Genomic DNA, 19,274 nt, shown 5'->3' with positions numbered 1-19,274 from the left:
CCGAGAGCCTCCATGAACCGTTCCGCCTGCTTGCGCCTGTCTCTGGGCGCCACGCTGTCCCTCGCCGCGATGTCTGCGTTTGCCCATCCGGGCCATGATGCCGCCACCGTCGGCGCCAGCCTGTGGGCGGGCCTGCAGCATCCGTTCACCGGCGCCGATCACCTGCTGGCGATGGCCGCGGTGGGTGTCTGGAGCGCACTGGGTGCGCGCTCGGCCGCGGATACGCTGCGCCTGCCGCTCGCCTTCGTGACGTTGATGCTGGTCGGCGCCGCGCTCGGACTGGCCGGGCTCGCGCTGCCCGCGGTGGAGCCGATGATCGCCGCGTCGCTGCTGGTGGTGGGCGTGCTGGTGGCGAGCCGCGCGAAACTGCCGGCATGGGCCGGTATGGCGATCGTCGGCGGCTTCGCGGTGTTCCACGGCTATGCGCACGGTGCAGAGCTGCCGGCTACGGCCGCTGCAATGCCGGCTGTGCTGGCCTATGTCGGCGGATTCGCGGTGGCGACCATGGCGCTGCATCTGCTTGGTATTGTCGGCGGCACGTACTTGCGCCACCGCGCTGGCTGGCTCGCGCGCGTGGCCGGTGCGGGTGTGGCGCTGTACGGTGCCGGCCTGCTGGTTGCCTGAGGAGACGATGATGATCCCCGGTGAACTGATGCCCGCCGATGGCGAGATCGAACTCAACGCTGGCCGGCCCACGGCGAGCGTGACGGTTGCCAATACTGGCGACCGGCCGATCCAGGTCGGATCGCATTTTCATTTCTACGAAACCAACGCCGCGCTGGCGTTCGATCGGGAGGCCGCGCGCGGCTTCCGGCTGAATATCGCGGCCGGTACCGCGGTGCGGTTCGAGCCGGGCCAGACGCGCACCGTCGAGCTGGTGGCGCTCGATGGCGACAGGATCGTCTACGGCTTCAACGGCAAGATCATGGGAGCGCTGTGATGGTGAAGATCTCCAGGCAGGCCTATGCCGAAATGTTCGGCCCGACCACCGGCGACCGCGTGCGGCTGGCAGACACCGGGCTCGTGATCGAAGTCGAGAAGGACTTCACCATCTACGGCGAGGAAGTGAAGTTCGGTGGCGGCAAGGTGATCCGCGACGGCATGGGGCAGAGCCAGCGCATGGCGAAGGACTGCGTCGACACCGTCATCACCAATGCGCTGATCGTGGACCACTGGGGCATCGTCAAGGCCGATATCGGCTTGAAGGGCGGGCGCATCGCGGGGATCGGCAAGGCTGGCAATCCGGATATCCAGCCGGGCGTGACTATCGTGGTCGGTCCCGGCACCGAAGTGATTGCAGGCGAGGGCATGATCGTCACCGCTGGCGGCATCGATACGCACATCCACTTTATTTGCCCGCAGCAGATCGAAGAGGCGCTGATGAGCGGCGTGACCACCATGATCGGCGGCGGCACGGGCCCGGCCACGGGCACGTTCGCGACCACCGTCACACCGGGGCCGTGGTACATGGAGCGCATGCTACAGGCCATCGAGGCGTACCCGATGAACATTGGGTTGCTGGGCAAGGGCAACGCCAGCCAGCAGGCGCCGATCCTTGAGCAAGTGGAGGCGGGTGCCATCGGCCTCAAGCTGCACGAAGACTGGGGCACCACGCCCGCGGCGATCGACACTTGCCTGTCGGTGGCCGATGCGACCGATACGCAGGTTGCGATCCACACCGACACGCTCAACGAGGCGGGGTTTGTCGAGGCGACCATTGCCGCGTTCAAGGGCCGCACCATTCACACGTATCACACCGAAGGCGCCGGCGGCGGCCATGCGCCGGACATCATCAAGGTGTGCGGCGAGGCCAACGTGCTGCCGTCGTCGACCAATCCGACGCGGCCCTATACGGTGAACACGCTGGACGAGCATCTCGACATGCTGATGGTGTGCCACCACCTGGACCCGGCCATTGCCGAGGATATCGCCTTTGCCGAGAGCCGCATCCGGCGCGAGACGATTGCGGCCGAAGACATCCTGCACGACCTTGGCGCGTTCTCGATGATCTCGAGCGATTCGCAGGCCATGGGCCGCGTGGGCGAGGTCATCATCCGCACCTGGCAGACCGCGCACAAGATGGCCGCGCAGCGCGGCAAGCTGCCCGGCGACCCGCATGATGCGCGCGGCGGGCACGACAATTTCCGCGTCAAGCGCTATATCGCCAAGTACACGATCAACCCGGCGTTGACACATGGCATTGCGCATGAAGTGGGTTCGATCGAAGTGGGCAAGTGGGCGGACCTGGTGTTGTGGCGTCCGGCGTTCTTTGGCGTAAAGCCAAGCCTGATCCTGAAGGGCGGCATGATCGCCGCCGCGGCGATGGGCGACCCCAACGCCTCGATCCCCACGCCGCAGCCGGTGCACTACCGCCCCATGTTCGCATCGGCGGGCGGGGCGCTGCACAAGTCGTCGCTGACCTTTGTCTCGCAGGCGGCACTCGCGGCGAATGTCGGCGAACGCTATGGTCTGGCCAAGACGCTGTCAGCGGTTCGCGGTGCACGCACGGTGAGCAAGCGCGACATGGTGCACAATGACTGGCAGCCGCATATCACTGTGGATCCGGAGACTTATCAGGTCGTGGCCGATGGCCAGTTGCTGATGTGCGAGCCCGCAACCGAGCTGCCCATGGCGCAGCGCTATTTCCTGTTCTGACATTCCGGCGCATTCCCACATGCTGACGATCGACAAAGTCCTGAGCGCCCCGCACGGCATTGCTGCCGTGCTGGTGCGCCGTGCCCCGAAGCTGGTCCTGCCATTTGGCGAACGCAGCAAGAGCCGTCTGCGCGCAGTGCTCGACAACGGCGAAGAAGCCGCGCTGTTCCTGCCGCGCGGCACAGTACTGCGCGGCGGCGACTTGCTGGTGGCCGAGGATGGCAGCTTTGTCGAAGTGCAGGCCGCTGCGGAACGCGTGCTGGAAGTCCGGTCGGCCGATCCGCACGCCCTGATGCGCGCGGCGTATCACCTCGGCAACCGGCACACGCCGGTCGAGGTGGGGCGCGACTATTTGCGGCTGGAGTTCGATCCCGTTCTGGCCGACATGCTGGCGCGCCTTGGCGTACAGGCCGTGCAGGCCGACGCGGCATTCGAGCCCGAAGCGGGTGCCTATGGCGGGGGACACAAGCATGGCCACGATGCGACCTTCGCGGAGGACTATGCGGCGGCGCAGGCCGTGTTCCATGAGCACCATGGACACGATCATGGGCACCCGCACTCGCACTCGCACTCGCACTCGCACTCGCACTCGCACTCGCACCATCACGGTAATGCCCATGATCATGACGAAGATGGGCACGTCCATGGCCCCGACTGCGGACACAAGCACTGAACGCGTGACTTCACGCCGACCATGACACCGCTGCGCCAACTCATCTCCCTGTTGCACCTGGCCTCCCCGGCGCTACCCATCGGCGGTTTCAGCTATTCGCAAGGCCTCGAAGCCGCGATCGACAGCGGCTATGTGCGCGACGCCGAATCCGCCGAGCGTTGGATTCGCGACAACCTGCTGCATGTGCAGGCGCACTGCGAAGCCCCGGTGTGGCTGTTGCTGCATCGCCGCTGGAGCGCCATGGATGTCGAGGCGGTACGCGAGTGCAACGACTGGTTTCACGCCACGCGCGAGACCTCCGAACTGCGGCTCGAGACCGAGCAGATGGGCTGGTCGCTCGCGAAGCTGGTGGGGCAGATGGAGTGGGGCGGCGACGCCTTGCGCGAACATCTGGCCAGCCTGTCGCCGACCTGCCTGCCCACTGCATTCACCGCGGCCTGCGTGGCACTGCAGGTGGACGAGCGCGAAGGCCTGGCCGCCTACTGCTTCAACTGGGCGGAGAACCAGGTCGCCGCCGCCATCAAGGCGGTGCCGCTTGGCCAGGTGGCCGCGCAGCACATGCTGCGGCGCCTGCACGATGCGGTGCTGGCCGCGGTCGACGAGGCCGTTCAGCGCGCCGCGGCATCGCCGCCGCAGCTTTCCACCTTTTCCCCGATGCTGGGCTTGCTTTCGTCACGCCACGAAACGCAGTATTCCCGGCTGTTCCGTTCCTGAATCCCGAAGCCATCATGACCCAGGCTCGTACCAAGAAACACCCTCCGCTGCGCGTCGGCGTCGGCGGTCCCGTCGGTTCCGGCAAGACCACGCTGCTGGAGATGCTGTGCAAGGCGATGCGCGACCGCTATGACCTGGTCGCCATCACCAACGACATCTACACCAAGGAAGACCAGCGCCTGCTGACGATCTCCGGTGCGCTGCCTGCCGAACGCATCATGGGCGTGGAAACCGGTGGCTGCCCGCATACGGCCATCCGCGAAGATGCGTCGATCAATCTCGAAGCCGTCGACCGCATGCTGGCGAAGTTCCCGGATGCCGACGTGGTCTTCATCGAGTCCGGCGGCGACAACCTGGCGGCCACCTTCAGCCCGGAATTGTCCGACCTGACCATCTACGTGATCGACGTGGCTGGTGGCGAGAAAATTCCGCGCAAGGGAGGCCCTGGTATCACCAAGTCCGACCTGCTCGTCATCAACAAGACTGACCTTGCACCGTATGTCGGCGCATCGCTCGACGTGATGGAAAGCGACGCGCGCAAGATGCGCGGCGAGCGCCCGTTCGTGATGGGCAGTGTCAAGTCGGGGCAGGGGCTGGACGAGGTGGTCCGTTTCATCGAGCGCCAGGGCATGCTGGGTGTCTGAACCCGCTCACCCCTGCCTGTAGCTGCCCTTGCGCGCCAGCGCACGGGCCACTGCCGCTACCAGGTCCACCTCGGCTTCGTTGAGTTCAGCCATGTGCCGGAGCGTGGCTTCCATAGCCGCGTTCTGCGCATTGCCGAATACGGAGCGCGGCTCTTCCACCTGGACCATGTTGCTGCCTTGCTTCGGGAAATCGAGCATCGCCGAAGGCGGCACGCCGAGCGTGTCCGCCAGCATGCAGATGTTGAGCAGCGCCAGGTTGCGCTTGCCGCGTTCGATTCCGCTCAGGTAGGAACGGGCCAGTCCGCTTTCCAGCGAGAGCGTTTCCTGCGACCAGCCACGCTGCTTGCGCAGCCTGGCAAGATGCAATCCGAATTGTCTGAGAGTCTGGTCAGTCATGATCGATGGGACATATCTGCGGAACAGGACACTAGGAGTTTGACGCTGCGGCCACGACAACTTATATTCGCACTCACCATTGGTGCCTGATCCGCAGTTCAAGGGATGCGCAAGAAAAAAGGCGCTGCACCCGTGGCATGAACCGGGCGGCCTGGCGGCCGTGCCAAACGGGGCAACACGCAAGGGCAGGCTCGCGTCGAATACGCGGGGGTCGTTGCGTCTGTGGGGACCATCGTGTCTCCTTCGCTCTGTCAGGGGATTGCCATGCAGATCTACTCGCTGTTCGACGCGCCAATGCGTTCCTTCCGCCGCGGCCGCGCCGCTTCAGCGGACCTTCATATCGGATTTCATTTCCGCTTGCTGCCGGCCTGTGCGGGGCCGGGCAGCACGTGCGACTACGTCTTCCTGCAGGCTGGCCAGTCGCAGCGCGATTTCATGGCCAGGCGCGGCGAATGGTGGGCTTGCCTGCGCGGGGGCATTCGCATCGCCGCGCCGGGTCGCGACGCCGTGACGATTGGCTGCGCCGACATGCTTGCGCCGATGCCGGGTATGCCGATGCAAGTCCAGTCGGCGCTCGACAGCATCCTGGTCCGCGTCGTGCCCGATGATAGTTCCGCCTACGACGGCGCTATGTCGTTCGAAGACACCTTGTTGCAGGGTGAGCTGTCGCGTAATGCCTTGGGATGCGTGGCAACGCTGCGCGACGTCGTCAGCGGCGAGCAGGAGTTCGCCGGCAGCGGCATGAAGCCCGCGCCTGGCATGCGTGCCGGATTTGCGCAATTGCCGGAAGGGGAGTGTCTGCAGATCCGCGGCCTGCGCTGGGCGCTATGCCACCGTGGCGCGCTTGGCGTACGTTCGTGGACGGGAGGGGAGACTTATCTGAATTTCGCACAGCCCGGGACCTTGTTCGTGCCCGATCCGCATGAGTCGTACAGCCTGGAAGCATTGCTGCCTGCTACCGGGTTGCTGTTTTGCAGTGGCCCGGTGCAGGCCGCGGTACCGGATACCTGCGGTGCCGCACGCCTGTTGCCTGGCGCGCGGCCCGGTGTCGTGGAGATGCGGCGCGCGCCCTATGGAAGCTGGTCGGAGTGCTTGCCCGCCTGAGCGGCGGCTGTCCCTGGGCGGCAAGCAAGCTGCCCGGGGACGTCCGGTGTCAGTGACGCTTGTACTGCGTCGCGCCGAACAGGATTTCGCGCGCCTTGTCGTCCTGCAGCGGCTTGCGCGCATTGGCCAGGACTTCCACGCCGCGCTTGACGGCCGGTCGTTCGGCGATGATGTTGAACCAGCGCTTGAGGTTCGGATAATCGTCGAGTTCCACACCCTGGTTCTGCCAGCTGCGCAGCCACGGGAAGGTGGCGATATCGGCAATCGTGTACTGGTCGCCGGCCAGCCATTCGTGGCGCGAGAGCCGGGTGTCGATCACGCCGTACAGGCGCTTTGCTTCGTTGGTGTAGCGGTTGACGGCGTACTCGATCTTCTCGGGCGCGTAAATGCGGAAATGGTGCGCCTGGCCGAGCATCGGGCCGACGCCGCCCATCTGGAACATCAGCCATTGCAGCGCATCGTACTTGCCGCGCACGTCTTCCGGGAGGAACTTGCCGGTCTTGCCGGCCAGGTAGAGCAGGATGGCGCCGGACTCGAACAGCGAGATCGGCTGGCCGTCCGGGCCGTCGGAATCGACGATGGCGGGGATCTTGTTGTTCGGGCTGATTTTCAGGAAGTCCTCGGCGAACTGGTCGCCCGCGCCGATGTTGACCGGGTGGACCTTGTACTCGAGGCCGCACTCCTCGAGCATGATATGGACTTTGTGGCCATTGGGCGTCGCCCAGCTATAGACGTCGATCATCGCAATGAAGACTCCTGGCTGCGAAATGGGTTCTGAGGGGAGGCCGGGCGATTTAAGCACAGAAGAAAAAAACGCGCAGCGAGGCTGCGCGTTTCCATACTGCCGGCAGGGGTGCCCCGCAGGTGTTCCGGGAGCGGGTTCAGAAGCCGCGTGCCACCGGCATCTTGACTTCCTTCGGGTCCAGGCCCATGTGCTTGGCCAGTTCCAGCTTGGCGATGGCGTTGCGGTGCACCTCGTCCGGACCATCCGCGAGGCGCAGCGTGCGCTGGTGTGCCCACCAGTTGGCCAGCGGAAAATCGCTCGACACGCCAGCCGCGCCATGCACCTGGATGGCCCAGTCGATCACCTTCAGCGCCACGTTCGGGGCCACCACCTTGATCATCGCGATCTCGGCCTTGGCCACCTTGTTGCCCACGGTGTCCATCATGTAGGCGGCCTTGAGCGTCAGCAGGCGAGCCATCTCGATTTCGCAGCGGGCTTCGGCGATGCGCTCCTGCGTGACGCCCTGGCGGGCGATCTGCTTGCCGAAGGCCACGCGTTCGAGGCTGCGCTTGCACATCAGCTCGAGCGCGCGCTCGGCCACGCCGATGCTGCGCATGCAGTGGTGGATACGGCCCGGGCCGAGGCGGCCCTGCGCGATCTCGAAGCCGCGGCCTTCGCCGAGCAGGATGTTCGAAACCGGCACACGCACGTTCTTGAGCTCGATCTCCATGTGGCCGTGCGGCGCGTCGTCATAGCCGAACACCGGCAGGAAGCGCTTGATGGTGATGCCCGGCGTGTCGGCCGGCACCACGACCATCGATTGCTGCTCATGGCGGCCCGCGTTCGGATCGGTCTTGCCCATCACGATGTAGACCTTGCAGCGCGGATCGCCGGCACCCGACGACCACCACTTGGTGCCGTTGATCACGTAGTGGTCGCCGTCGCGCTCGATGCGGCATTCGATGTTGGTCGCGTCGGACGAAGCGACTGCCGGCTCGGTCATCAGGAAGGCGGAGCGGATCTCGCCGGCGAGCAGCGGCTCCAGCCACTGATCCTTCAGTTCCTCGGATGCGTAGCGCTCGAGGGTTTCCATATTGCCGGTGTCCGGCGCGGCGCAGTTGAAGACCTCGGCCGACCAGGGCACCCGGCCCATGATCTCGCACAGGGTCGCGTATTCGAGATTCGACAGGCCTTGCGGCGCGCGCGGCGAGCGCGGCAGGAACAGGTTCCACAGGCCGGCTTCGCGTGCCTTGGGCTTCAGTTCCTCGATCAGCTTGCTTGGCACCCAGGCGTTGCCGGCCTGGCGATTGGCGTTGATCTCCTCGTAGAAGCGCTTTTCGTTCGGGTAGATGTACTGGTCGAAGAAGGCCAGCAGCTTGGCCTGCATTTCCTTGACCTTCGGCGTGTACTCGAATTGCATGGGGTCTCCTCGTAACCAGTTGTGGCGCGCCGGGGATCCGGCGACTCGGTTTTGGTACGGTCAGTCAGCGGCGTACGGTGGCATAGGCCGATGGAATGCACTGTATCCGAAACTTGGTAATAACAAAAATGAATTTTCTGGATTTGCCAGTATCAATGTCCTGCATTCCGTGCCAGAATGCAAACCATGCAGCTATCCCGCATCGACCTCAATCTCTTCGTGGTGTTCGACGCCATCTACAGCGAAGGCAGCATCACCGCGGCGGCGCGCCAGCTCAACCTGACGCAGCCGGCCGTGAGCCATGCGCTGGGGCGTTTGCGCGGCCTGTTCGACGACCCGCTGTTCGAGCGGCGCGGGCAGGGCATGGCGCCGACGCCGCTGGCGCGTTCGCTGGCCTCGGAGGTCCGCGCGGCGCTGCAGTCCTTTGCGCGCACGCTGCAGGACACGCCGCATTTCGATCCGACCAACACGGTGCGCCGCTTCACCATCGGCATGCGCGACGCGCTCGAATCCACGCTGCTGCCGCCGTTGATGGCGCGCGTGACCGCGGCGGCACCGCACGTCGAGATCGCCGCAATCCGCTTTGACCGGCGCGAGATGGAATCGGAGCTGCTGGCCGGGACCATCGACACCGCCATCGACATCCTGCTGCCGGTCTCGCCGGCGATCCATCACGCCCCGTTCATGGCGGACCCGATGGTCGTACTGGCGCGCCGCGACCATCCGCTGGTGAAGAAGGAGTTGACGCTGGAGCGCTACCTGGCTGCCGAGCACGTGCATGTGTCCTCGCGGCGGCGTGGCGCCGGGCTCGAAGACCAGGCGCTGCACCGCATGGGGCTCACGCGCCGGGTACGGCTGCGCTGCCAGCACTACGCGGCAGCGTGCCGCGTGGTCAGCTGCACGGACCTGCTGGCCACGCTGCCGCTGCGCTACGCGCGCATTGCCAACGAACCCTATGCCAACCGCATCCTGTCGCTGCCGTTCAAGGTGCCGTCGCTCGAGCTGCATCTCTACTGGCATGCCGGCGGTGAGAACGACGGCGCCAACCGGTGGCTGCGCGAGCAGCTCATGGCCGTGATGTCCTCGCTCAGCGGCGGCACGCCGGAACCCGCGCCAGCGGCCTGACACCGCGCTGGTGCAGCGCGCGCGGGTCACACGTAAGCCATTGTTAGCAGGCTGGACGCTCGCATACCCCCTGCCTACCATCGTCGGTTCACGCCTGCCCCCGGCGTCACCGCGCAAGCCCGCGCCTGCGTTCCGGTGATGCCTGCTGCGCCCGCCATGCCGGGCTGCCACGGGCAGTTTCTCCCTCAGAACCACGACCCTCCAGATCGATGAACGGGAAACGCTTGCCTGCTGAAAACACATCCATTTTTCCTGTTGCCCGCGCCGTCACCGTGCGCCTGAGAACGCTCGGTGGGATGGTGCTGTTGTCGGCACTCGCTGCTTGTGGTGGTGGAGGTGATGGCGGCGGCAATGGCACGCCGGCAGGGGGCAGCACGCAGCCATCGGGGCAGAGCAGCGCGACCCAGGCGGGGTCGACGCCGGTGACCGCTGGCGGGTGCTACACGGTCAGCGGCACGAGGCCCGCTGCCCCGGCCGGTGGCGGCGTGACGCTGCTGCCCGCGCTGGGCAGTGCTGTCAGCAACTATCGCGTGCTCGACGACGCGCGCAGTGCGGGCCTGTGCTACGCCAACTACCGGCGCGAGCAGGTGGGCCTGCCGCCGCTGGCGGCTCGCGATGCGCTCAACAACGTCGCGCAGAACCACACGGCCTACATGCTGGCGAACCAGACGCTGACCCACGACGAAGTAGCGGGCAAGCCCGGCTACACCGGCGCCACGCCTGATGCCCGGATCCAGGCCGCGTACCCGACCAATGCCGACGCGGAAGTGGTGGCGGGGGCAAACAAGTGGATGTCGGTGGCCAACGCGCAGCTTTCCCTGTCGCCTAAGGATGCGCTCGTGTCGGACCTCATCAACGCGCCATTCCACCGCGCCGCGCTGCTGGGCAGCTACGGGTCCGCGGGCAGTGGCTATGCCGAGAGCGTGGGCCCCAATGGCAGCGGCACCGCCGCCTACTACTACCAGACGGTCGATCTCGCCGATGCATCGAAAGGCGGCACCGACAACCAGATGGTCTCGTATCCGTTTGACGGGCAGGCCGATGTGCCGGCCAGCTGGGTCAACTCGGAAAGCCCCAATCCCGCGCCCGGCTACGACGGCAAGACCATGGGCTATCCAGTATCGCTGCAGGCGATCAACACCTCGCTGCAGTTCGATGCCGACAGCTTCACCATCACTGACGCGCAGGGCCGCAATGTCGACTGCCTGAAGGTGGACAGCCGTTCATCCGGCCTGTCCGGCGCCGCGCGCGGACTGGCGATCTGCACGCCGCTCGCGCCGCTGGTGAGCGGCCAGCGCTACAAGGTTGCCGTGAGCGGCAAGCTGGGCGGGCAGACGGTTAATCTTGACTGGTCGTTCACGACGCGCTGAGTCGCCTTAGCCACTTCGCCATGCTCCGCCGGCTTAAGCCGGTGGAAGCTTGTCGGGTTTTGTCCGACACCGCCGTGCGCCCGCGGCCACTACAATCGGCACATCGTTCCTGGCGGAGATATCCATGGCTCACCTGCTTGCATCGAGATCGGCGTGGCGCGGTTCGATGGTTGTGGCGCTTTCGGCGCTTATGGCTGCCTGCGGTACGCAGGGCGGCGCCCCTGCGGAGCCCGCTGCCACGGTCGCGCCCGCGGCACCTCCTCCCGCCACGGCAACGCTGCCACCCGCACCGGAGATTGCGTCGGGCTACCGCACCGACATGTCGACGGTCTACGCTCAGCGATACATGGCCGCGGCGGCCAACCCGCTCGCCACCGAAGCCGGACGCGATGTGCTGCGCCAGGGCGGCTCGGCCATCGACGCCGCCATCGCCATGCAGGCGGTGCTGACGCTGGTGGAGCCGCAGGCCTCGGGGATCGGCGGCGGTGGCTTCATCCTGTACTGGGACGGCAAGCGAGTGCAGGCCTTCGACGGCCGCGAGACCGCGCCTGCAGGCGCTACCGGGAACCTGTTCCAGCGGCCTGACGGCAAGCCGATGGAGTTCAGCGAGGCGCAGATCGGCGGGCGCTCGGTGGGCGCGCCGGGCATACTGCGTGCCTTGGAATTGGCACACCGTGAGCACGGCAAGCTCAAGTGGGCCCAGTTGTTCCAGCGCGCGATCTCGCTGTCGGAAAAGGGCTTCCCAATCTCTCCGCGCCTCTACGCACAGGTGGCCACCGACAAGTTCCTGGCGAACTCTCCGGAAATGGCTGCGTATTTCCTCGATGCGCAGGGCAAGCCCAAGCCGGCCGGCACGATCCTGAAGAACCCGCAGCTTGCGCAGACGCTCCGCACCATTGCCTCGGGCGGCGCCAACGCGCTGTACACCGGCCCGATCGCGCGCGACATCGCCGCGAAGGTCAACGGCAGTTCCAACCGGGGTAGCCTGTCCACGCGTGATCTGGCGAGCTACCGTGCCAAGCTGCGTGTGCCGGTCTGCACCGACTACAAGCGCTGGAAAATCTGCGGCATGCCGCCGCCATCGTCGGGCGGGATTGCGCTGGCGCAGATCCTGGGCACGCTGCAGGCGCTTGAGACCCGCAACCCGGCATACGCGCTGGCAACGCTCAAGCCGGCTGCGGTCAGCACGCCGGCCGTGATGGAGGCCAATCCTGACGCGGTTCATGCGATTGCCGAGGCCGACCGGCTGGCCTATGCCGACCGTGGCCTCTACGTGGCGGACCCGGACTTCGTGCAGGTCGACATTGCTGGCCTGGTCAACCCGGCCTACCTGGAGCAGCGTGCGTCGCTGATCGGCGACAAGAGCATGGGCAAGGCCCAGCCTGGTGTGCCGCCCGGCACCGCGGTGGCGTTCGCGCCGGACCGCTCGCCGCCGCGCATCTCGACATCCCAGATCGTCGCGGTGGATAGCGCGGGCGGTGCCATTTCCATGACCACCTCGGTCGAATCCTATTTCGGGTCGCACCTGATGGTGCGTGGCTTCGTGCTGAACAACCAGCTCACCGATTTCTCGTTCGTGCCGAGCGAGAACGGCAAGGCCGTGGCCAACCGCGTGGAACCGGGCAAGCGCCCGCGCTCGTCCATGGCGCCGACACTGGTGTTCGACCGGGCAAGCGGCAAGTTCCTGGGCACGGTGGGCTCGCCCGGCGGCTCGCAGATCATCGAGTACGTCTCCAAGACGCTGGTGGGCCTGCTGGACTGGAACATGGACGTGCAGGCGGCCATCGGCATGGCCAACTTCGGCAGCCGCAACGGGCCAACCGAGCTGGAGAAGGGACTGGTCACGCCAGCGCTGGCCGACGCCCTGAAGCAGCGTGGCCACCAGGTGGCGGAAATCGAGATGACCAGCGGCACGCAGGCCATCATGCGCCGGCAGCGTGCAGACGGCCGACAGGTCTGGGCGGGCGGTGCCGATCCGAGGCGCGAAGGGGTGGCGCTCGGGGACTGAGCGCCCGAGGCATAAAGAAGGCGGGATCCATGGTCCCGCCTTTCTTGATTTCTATCAGGCTTTCTTCAACGCGCTGGCGCCCTCAGGCGTCCAGCTTCACGCCCGCAACCTTGACCACCTTGGCCCAGCGCGCTTCCTCGGTCTGGTAGAAGCGGCTGGTTTCCGCTGGCGTCATGGTCACCACTTCCGCACCCTGTCCGGCGAGCTGCGCGCGGATATCGGGCGAGCGGATGATGCGGACCAGCTCGGCATTGACGCGCGCCACGATGGCGTCGGGCATGCCGGCCGGCGCCATCACGCCTTGCCAGGTGCCCGATTCGAAGCCAGGCACGCCCTGTTCGGCGATGGTCGGCGTCTGGCCCACCAGCGGCATGCGCGTGCGCTTGGACACCGCGATCAGCTTGAGCTTGCCGGCTTGCACCTGCGGCAGCGTGGCCAGCATGCCATTCATCAGTACCTGTGCCGTGCCGCCGACGGTATCGGCAATCGCCTGCGAACCGCCCTTGTAGGGCACGTACTGCCACTTCGCGCCGGTTGCCTGGGCCACCGCCACGCCGGCCAGGTGCGGTGCGCTGCCGATGGCCGTGACGGCGAAGTTCAGTTGCGTCTTTTGGGACAGCTCGACCAGCTCCTTCAGGCTGGACACCTTGACTGACGGATGCACGACCAACAGGTGCGGCGAGTAGGCGAGCATCGCCACGCCCTTCAGGTCCTTGGCCGGATTGAAGGTGAGCTTCGTATAGACGGACGGGCTGATGGCCAGCGCGCCCACGTCGCACAGCAGCAGCGTGTGGTTGTCCGGGCCGGCCTGCGCGGCCATGGCCGCGCCGATATTGCCGTTCGCGCCGGGGCGGTTGTCGACCACGATGGGCTGGCCGAGGGCCTCGCCGAGCTGCTTGCTGATCATGCGCGCGATGATGTCCGACGAGCCGCCGGCGGGATAGGGCACGATCAGCCGGACCGGGCGGTTGGGCCACGCATCGGCTGCGCGGGCGAGGCGCGGCAACGCCACGGATGCACCTCCCAAGGCGCCCAGCGCGGCCAGGCTGGATGCCTGCTGCAGGAAAATGCGACGAGAGGTCATACAATGTCTCCGGGAACCGCCTAATTATCAGTCGTCATACAACATGGGTTGCATAGTAGACGGCTTTGCGCGATTTCGACACCGGGAAAATACCGAGGCACCTGCATAACCCTATGGCCTGGCGGGGTACAAGCCGGAAACACAACAGCGCGCCGTGGCGCGCCGTTGTCTGATGACCTGATGCGGGTGGCGGATTCCCTGGGCGTCCGCCGGTAAGGAGCTTACTGCTTCGCCTTCTTCGCGTATTCCCAGCCCATCTCCGCCATCGGGCGCGCACGCTTGCCGGCGTCGAGTGCCTGGGCCGAGGACGCGGTGCCGTCGACCACGCGCTTCATGATGCCCTGCAGGATACCGGCGATGCGGAACATGCTGAAGGCGAGGTAGAAGTTCCAGTCGCCGGTAATGGGGCGGCCGGTGCGCTGCTCGTACAGGCGGCGATAGGTCGCCTCGTCGGGGATGCCCAGCGCGGCATGGTCCAGGCCCGCGATGCCGCGGAACTGGCCCGGCGCGATATGCCAGCTCATGCAGTGGTAGCCGAAGTCGGCCATCGGGTGGCCCAGCGTCGACAGCTCCCAGTCGAGCACGGCCAGCACGCGCGGCTCGGTCGGGTGGAACATCAGGTTGTCGAGACGGTAGTCGCCGTGGACGATGCAGGTGAGGTCGGCGTCTTCCTGCGGGATATGCTGCGGCAGCCAGTCCATCAGCGCATCCATGGCCGGGATGGATTCGGTCTCAGACAGCTTGTACTGCTTGCTCCAGCGTTCGATCTGGCGCTGGAAGTAGTTGCCGGGCTTGCCGTAGTCGCCCAGGCCGATGGCCTGGTAGTCGACGCTGTGCATGGCGGCGATGACGCGGTTCATCTCGTCGTAGATGGCGGCGCGTTCGGCCGGGGTCATGTCTGGCAGCGACTGGTCCCACAGCACGCGGCCGCTGACGAATTCCATGATGTAGAAGGCGCGGCCGATCACCGATTCGTCCTCGCACAGCGCATACATCTTCGCCACCGGCACGTCGGTGCCGGCCAGCGCGGCCATCACGCGGTATTCGCGCTCGATCGCGTGGGCCGACGGCAGCAGCTTGCTCTTGGGGCCGGGCTTGGCGCGCATCACGTAGGTCTGGCCCGGGGTGACCAGCTTGAAGGTCGGGTTGGACTGGCCGCCCTTGAACTGTTCCACGCTCAGCGGGCCGGCAAAGCCTTCCACATGCTGGCGCATCCAGGCTTCCAGCGCGGCGATATCGAAACGCTGCTGGTCCGCCACGGGGCGCGTGCCTTCGAAATGCGATACGTTGCTGCTCATGCTGTCTCCGGTGATTTTCTGACGGTATCGGGTGTGAAGATCGGTGTGCGAGCCGGGGCGGTTCAGGAAGAGGGCTGCCGTCCGCGCAGGTACTGGTGCAGCAGGACTTCCATCGTGGTGTGGCGCGTGCCGCTGTGCACCGGCGTGGGCGGCGAGTAGTTGGTCATGCGCACGACCCAGTCGAGCGGATCGTCGCCCATGTCCAGCACATTGATGCAACCCGCGGTCTGCAGCAGCGAGCCGAAGAATACGCGCCGGCCGCAGGTGATGGCCTGAGACAGGATGGCGCGATTGGTCGCGCCATGCAGGACCAGCAGCACCGTATCCCAGTCCGGCCGATCGCGCAGGCGTTGCAGGGCCGGCAGGACTCGGTCCAGGAACTCGCCTACGGTCTCCCCGTTCAGGAAGCGCTTGTGCTCGGGCACTTCCCCTTCGAAGGCGCCGACGAAGGCGTCGCGCAGATCCTCGGTCGCAATGGCCGAGAGGTCGCCGCCGCGGATTTCGCGGAGTTCCGGCCAGATCTCGGGCACTACGCCCTGCATCGCCGGCAGTTCGGCCAGCACGCGCTGCGCAGTTTCCACGGTGCGCGGCAGGCCGCTGACGATGACACGGTCGAAGCGGATATTCTCGGCCGCGAAGGCGCGCCCGGCGGCGGTGGCCTGCATGCGGCCGGTCTCGTTGAGCGGCACCATCTCGGGCAGCGCCGGGCGGCCGCCTTCATCGAAGTATGAGACGGCGCCATGGCGCATCAGGTAGATGCGGCGGCGCGAGGAAAGCGGCAATTCCATGCATGTCTCCCAATGTCGGGCAGGCCCGTCTTGCGCGGGCTGGCTGCAGCGGCGCCGCGAAGCGCCGCGGTTTTCAGGGCTGCGTTCAGCGGTAGCGCGGCTTGCGCTTTTCCAGGAAGGCGCTGATGCCTTCGCCGCCGTCCGGGTGGTGCAGGGCGGCCACGAAATTATCGCGCTCGGCCGCCAGGTGTTCGGTCAGCGAGGCCGTGGCCGCATGGTTGATCAGGCCCTTGATGCGGCCGACCGCGTGCGGCGACTGCTCGGCCAGGCCCTCGGCCAGGCGCAGCGCTTCGGTCAGCGCCTGGCCCGGCGGCACCACGCGGTTGACCAGGCCGAACTGCGAGAGCCTGGCGGCATCGACCGGCTTGCCCTCCATCATCAGTTCGCTGGCCAGCGCACGCGGCAGCGCGCGCGCCAGTTCGTACGAGCCGCCGCCGTCGGGCGTCAGGCCCACCTTGACGTAGGCCATGACGAATTTGGCGTCGCTTGCGGCCACGACGAAGTCGCAGGCCAGCACCACCGAGAAGCCCGCGCCGGCCGCCGCGCCTTCGACCGCCGCAATGACCGGCTTCGGAAACGCGTGCAGCGTCTCGATCCAGTGGTTCAGCGTCTCGATGCTTTCCGCCTGCACCGCGGGCGGCTTCGAACGGTTGCCGAGCAACCGGTTCAGGTTGCCGCCGGCGCAGAAGATGCCGTCGGCGCCGGTGATGATGACGGCGCGCAGGGAATCATCGTTGGCGGCCGCGTTCAGCGCCTCGAACGAGGCGGCGTAGATGTCCGGATGCAGCGCGTTGCGCGCTTCCGGGTTCGAGATGGTCAGCACCAGCGTCGAATCGACGCGGGACGAAAGCAATTGTGCGGTCATGAGCGGCCTCGGGCGTTGCGGGGGCAGGGGAGCCGAGGCTCCTCAGTTCTCTTCGGTCAGCAGCGACAGGCGCAGGCCGGCGCGGCGCCATAGCCACGGGCTCGGGCGGTAGCGCATGTCGCCAGTCAGGGCTTCCATATTGCGCAGCGTCTCCAGCACCAGTTGCGGACCGACAGCGTCGCCCAGCGCCAGCGGGCCTTTCGGATAGCCGAGGCCCAGGTTCACGGCCAGGTCGATGTCCGCGGGCGAGGCAATGCGCTGCTGCGCGATATCGCTGGCGATGTTGATGATGCAGCAGAGCACGCGCTGGGCCACGAAGCCGGCCGAGTCGCGGATCACTGTGACTGGCACGCCGTCGCTCGCGAACAGGCCGTGCGCGGCGTCACGCGCGGCGGCGCCGGTGGCGGGCGTGGTCATCAGCGTGCGGCGCTTGGTGGCCTCGAACGGCAGCAGGGTGTCGATGGCCACCGTGCGCGAGGCGTCCAGACCTTGCTGGAGCGCGGTGGTGGTGGCGTCCAGGCCCAGCGGCGTGACGACGATCAGCGCCTCGGCCGACGGCTGGTCGCCGCTTTCGGGCGTAACGCCGAGCGCGCCGAGCAGCTTCGTCACCATGGCGTGGCCGCGTTCGCTGGCGCGGCTGACCCACACGCTGGCCGGACGTGCCGGCGGGACCGCGGCGATGGCCGGGACCTGCTTCTGGCCATCGACATAGCGGTAGAAGCCGGCGCCGGCCTTGCGGCCGACCAGGCCGCCGACCGAGCGGATCGCCGTGATCGGCGACGGGCGGTAGCGTGGCTCCTGGTAGAACTGGTTGTAGATCGACTCCATCACCGGATGCGATACATCGAGCCCGGTCAGGTCCATCAGCTCGAACGGCCCCATGCGGAAGCCGGCCTGCTCGCGCATGACGTTGTCGATGTCGGCGAACTCCGCCACGCCTTCCTGCGCGACCTTGATGCCTTCGATGTTCATGCCGCGGCCGGCATGGTTGACGATGAAGCCGGGCATGTCCTTGCAGCGCACCGGCGTGTGGCCCATGCGGCGCGACAGCGCCATCAGCGCATCGCCCACGGCCGGGTTGCCGGACAGGCCGTCGATCACCTCGACCACCTTCATCAGCGGCACCGGGTTGAAGAAGTGGTAGCCAACGATGCGGCCCGGCTCCTTCGCGCCGACGGCGATCGCGGTGATCGACAGCGACGAGGTGTTCGAGGCGATGATCGCGTCAGGACGCAGCACGGCTTCCAGCCTGGCCACGAGATCACGCTTCACCTCGAGCTTCTCGACGATGGCTTCCACCACCATATCGCAGGCGGCCAGCTCCTCAAGGGCGCCGCATGGCTTCACGCGGGCCAGCGTGGCCTCGGCGGCAGCCGCCGTGATCTTGCCTTTTTCGGCCAGCTTGCCGAGCGTATCCTGCAGGTACTTGCGCGCCGCTTCCACGGCTTGCGGGCTGGCGTCGTACAGGTTGACGGTCAGGCCAGCCTGCGCGGCGATCTGGGCGATGCCGCGGCCCATGGCGCCGGTCCCCACGATGCCAAGCGTCTCGATGGTGAAAGTGCTCATATTGCGTCCCTGAAGTTGTGGTTAAATTAGCACGATCGTACGTTTTATGCATCTTTCCGGAAATGGCCGGAAGGCAGGCGGCGTGCGCTGATCGGCCAGTCCGGCGGCACCAGAAGACCGGGATGGTCCACAATCGCTGCGGGCTTGCGCCCGCAAGCGTGGATTCCAACAGGAGAGAGACGACATGCTGAAACTGTGCGGATTTGCCGCCAGCAACTACTACAACAAGGTCAAGCTGGCACTGCTGGAAAAGAATGTGCCGTTCGAGGAGGTACTGGCGTGGATCGGCGAGACTGACCCGGCAGCGACGCCAGCGGGCAAGGTGCCCTACCTGATCACCGAATCGGGCTCGCTGTGCGAGTCGGAGGTGATCAACGAATATCTGGAAGCCGCCTATCCGCAGACGCCGCTGCTGCCGCGCGATCCGCTGCAGGCCGGCAAGGTGCGCGAGATCATCACTTTCCTGGAGCTGTACCTGGAACTGACCGTGCGCGAGCTGTATCCGGAAGCGTTCTTTGGCGGCAAGGTCAGCGATAACGTGAAGGAGCGCCAGATGAAGCTGCTGACGCGCTACATCCCGGCGTTTGCCAAGCTGGCGAAGTTTTCGCCCTATATCGCGGGCGATACCTTCACGCTGGCCGATTGCGCCGCCGCGGTCCACCTGCCGCTGGTGTCCTCGTGCACCAAGATCATCTACGGCAAGGACCTGCTGGCTGACCTGCCGGTCAAGGACTACCTGAAGACGCTGTCGGAGCGCCCCTCGGTGCAGAAGGTCAATGCCGACCGCAAGGCGAACACCGAGCTGATGCTGAGCCGGAACAAGTAAGCGCGGGCCCTTCG

The 19,274-nt window shown here is 66.4% G+C and carries 19 protein-coding genes; 11 read left to right on the top strand and 8 right to left on the bottom strand.

The window, feature by feature from the left end:
- Positions 1 to 12 precede the first annotated feature (12 nt).
- Genes AC3FNH_RS04565 through ureG form a run of 6 tightly spaced genes read left to right on the top strand, consistent with a single transcriptional unit; the run spans position 13 to position 4,686 of the window.
- Positions 13 to 624, top strand: a complete 612-nt coding sequence (locus AC3FNH_RS04565) for a HupE/UreJ family protein (RefSeq protein WP_488719211.1) — start codon at positions 13 to 15, stop codon at positions 622 to 624.
- A gap of 10 nt (positions 625 to 634) precedes the next feature.
- Positions 635 to 940, top strand: a complete 306-nt coding sequence (locus AC3FNH_RS04560) for an urease subunit beta (protein ID WP_488719253.1) — start codon at positions 635 to 637, stop codon at positions 938 to 940.
- Positions 937 to 2,655 carry an urease subunit alpha gene (gene ureC / locus AC3FNH_RS04555; protein WP_488719210.1) on the top strand — a complete coding sequence of 573 codons (1,719 nt, stop codon included), beginning with the start codon at positions 937 to 939 and terminating at the stop codon, positions 2,653 to 2,655. Before AC3FNH_RS04560 ends, ureC begins: the two co-directional genes overlap by 4 nt.
- Positions 2,656 to 2,674: 19 nt before the next feature.
- A complete protein-coding gene (gene ureE / locus AC3FNH_RS04550; RefSeq protein ID WP_488719209.1) occupies positions 2,675 to 3,328 on the top strand; it encodes an urease accessory protein UreE in 654 nt (217 codons plus the stop codon).
- Positions 3,329 to 3,349: 21 nt separating this feature from the next.
- A complete protein-coding gene (locus AC3FNH_RS04545; RefSeq protein WP_488719208.1) occupies positions 3,350 to 4,042 on the top strand; it encodes an urease accessory protein UreF in 693 nt (230 codons plus the stop codon).
- A 14-nt stretch (positions 4,043 to 4,056) separates the two neighbouring features.
- Positions 4,057 to 4,686 (top strand): urease accessory protein UreG, encoded by a 630-nt coding sequence (gene ureG / locus AC3FNH_RS04540; RefSeq protein WP_276097922.1) that lies wholly within the window; start codon positions 4,057 to 4,059, stop codon positions 4,684 to 4,686.
- 6 nt (positions 4,687 to 4,692) lie between these two features.
- On the opposite strand, the gene AC3FNH_RS04535 is transcribed toward ureG, so the two are convergent.
- Positions 4,693 to 5,082, bottom strand: coding sequence for a helix-turn-helix domain-containing protein (locus AC3FNH_RS04535; protein ID WP_276097921.1), 390 nt, complete (start codon positions 5,080 to 5,082; stop codon positions 4,693 to 4,695).
- 264 nt (positions 5,083 to 5,346) lie between these two features.
- On the opposite strand from AC3FNH_RS04535, the gene AC3FNH_RS04530 reads away from it, so the two are divergent.
- On the top strand, positions 5,347 to 6,186 hold the full coding sequence (locus tag AC3FNH_RS04530) for a hypothetical protein (protein WP_276097920.1): 840 nt from the start codon (positions 5,347 to 5,349) through the stop codon (positions 6,184 to 6,186).
- 49 nt (positions 6,187 to 6,235) lie between these two features.
- On the opposite strand, the gene AC3FNH_RS04525 is transcribed toward AC3FNH_RS04530, so the two are convergent.
- Positions 6,236 to 6,928 carry a glutathione binding-like protein gene (locus AC3FNH_RS04525; RefSeq protein ID WP_488719207.1) on the bottom strand — a complete coding sequence of 231 codons (693 nt, stop codon included), beginning with the start codon at positions 6,926 to 6,928 and terminating at the stop codon, positions 6,236 to 6,238.
- A gap of 139 nt (positions 6,929 to 7,067) precedes the next feature.
- Positions 7,068 to 8,330 (bottom strand): acyl-CoA dehydrogenase family protein, encoded by a 1,263-nt coding sequence (locus tag AC3FNH_RS04520; RefSeq protein WP_276097918.1) that lies wholly within the window; start codon positions 8,328 to 8,330, stop codon positions 7,068 to 7,070.
- A 186-nt stretch (positions 8,331 to 8,516) separates the two neighbouring features.
- Here AC3FNH_RS04520 and AC3FNH_RS04515 point away from each other — a divergent pair, with 186 nt between their 5' ends.
- The 3 genes from AC3FNH_RS04515 (at position 8,517) to AC3FNH_RS04505 (ending at position 12,833) form a co-directional block, all read left to right on the top strand.
- On the top strand, positions 8,517 to 9,455 hold the full coding sequence (locus AC3FNH_RS04515) for a LysR family transcriptional regulator (RefSeq protein ID WP_488719206.1): 939 nt from the start codon (positions 8,517 to 8,519) through the stop codon (positions 9,453 to 9,455).
- A gap of 209 nt (positions 9,456 to 9,664) precedes the next feature.
- A complete protein-coding gene (locus AC3FNH_RS04510) occupies positions 9,665 to 10,825 on the top strand; it encodes a CAP domain-containing protein (protein ID WP_488719205.1) in 1,161 nt (386 codons plus the stop codon).
- 124 nt (positions 10,826 to 10,949) lie between these two features.
- Positions 10,950 to 12,833 carry a gamma-glutamyltransferase family protein gene (locus AC3FNH_RS04505; RefSeq protein ID WP_488719204.1) on the top strand — a complete coding sequence of 628 codons (1,884 nt, stop codon included), beginning with the start codon at positions 10,950 to 10,952 and terminating at the stop codon, positions 12,831 to 12,833.
- Between the two features lie 82 nt (positions 12,834 to 12,915).
- On the opposite strand, the gene AC3FNH_RS04500 is transcribed toward AC3FNH_RS04505, so the two are convergent.
- The 5 genes from AC3FNH_RS04500 to AC3FNH_RS04480 all read right to left on the bottom strand — a co-directional run bounded on the left by AC3FNH_RS04500 (position 12,916) and on the right by AC3FNH_RS04480 (position 18,434).
- Positions 12,916 to 13,917 carry a Bug family tripartite tricarboxylate transporter substrate binding protein gene (locus AC3FNH_RS04500; protein WP_488719203.1) on the bottom strand — a complete coding sequence of 334 codons (1,002 nt, stop codon included), beginning with the start codon at positions 13,915 to 13,917 and terminating at the stop codon, positions 12,916 to 12,918.
- A 221-nt stretch (positions 13,918 to 14,138) separates the two neighbouring features.
- Positions 14,139 to 15,215, bottom strand: coding sequence for a phosphotransferase (locus AC3FNH_RS04495; RefSeq protein WP_276097913.1), 1,077 nt, complete (start codon positions 15,213 to 15,215; stop codon positions 14,139 to 14,141).
- A 62-nt stretch (positions 15,216 to 15,277) separates the two neighbouring features.
- Positions 15,278 to 16,003, bottom strand: coding sequence for a histidine phosphatase family protein (locus AC3FNH_RS04490; protein WP_488719202.1), 726 nt, complete (start codon positions 16,001 to 16,003; stop codon positions 15,278 to 15,280).
- Between the two features lie 85 nt (positions 16,004 to 16,088).
- Positions 16,089 to 16,868, bottom strand: a complete 780-nt coding sequence (locus AC3FNH_RS04485; protein ID WP_276097911.1) for an oxepin-CoA hydrolase, alternative type — start codon at positions 16,866 to 16,868, stop codon at positions 16,089 to 16,091.
- 42 nt (positions 16,869 to 16,910) lie between these two features.
- Positions 16,911 to 18,434 (bottom strand): 3-hydroxyacyl-CoA dehydrogenase, encoded by a 1,524-nt coding sequence (locus AC3FNH_RS04480; RefSeq protein WP_488719201.1) that lies wholly within the window; start codon positions 18,432 to 18,434, stop codon positions 16,911 to 16,913.
- Between the two features lie 184 nt (positions 18,435 to 18,618).
- Here AC3FNH_RS04480 and AC3FNH_RS04475 point away from each other — a divergent pair, with 184 nt between their 5' ends.
- Positions 18,619 to 19,260, top strand: a complete 642-nt coding sequence (locus AC3FNH_RS04475; protein ID WP_488719200.1) for a glutathione S-transferase — start codon at positions 18,619 to 18,621, stop codon at positions 19,258 to 19,260.
- Positions 19,261 to 19,274: the final 14 nt, after the last annotated feature.

Source organism: Cupriavidus sp. 22TCCZM01-5, from assembly GCF_057798915.1.
Note: the sequence above shows the minus strand (reverse complement) of the source record. Positions and strands in the feature narration are given on the sequence as shown.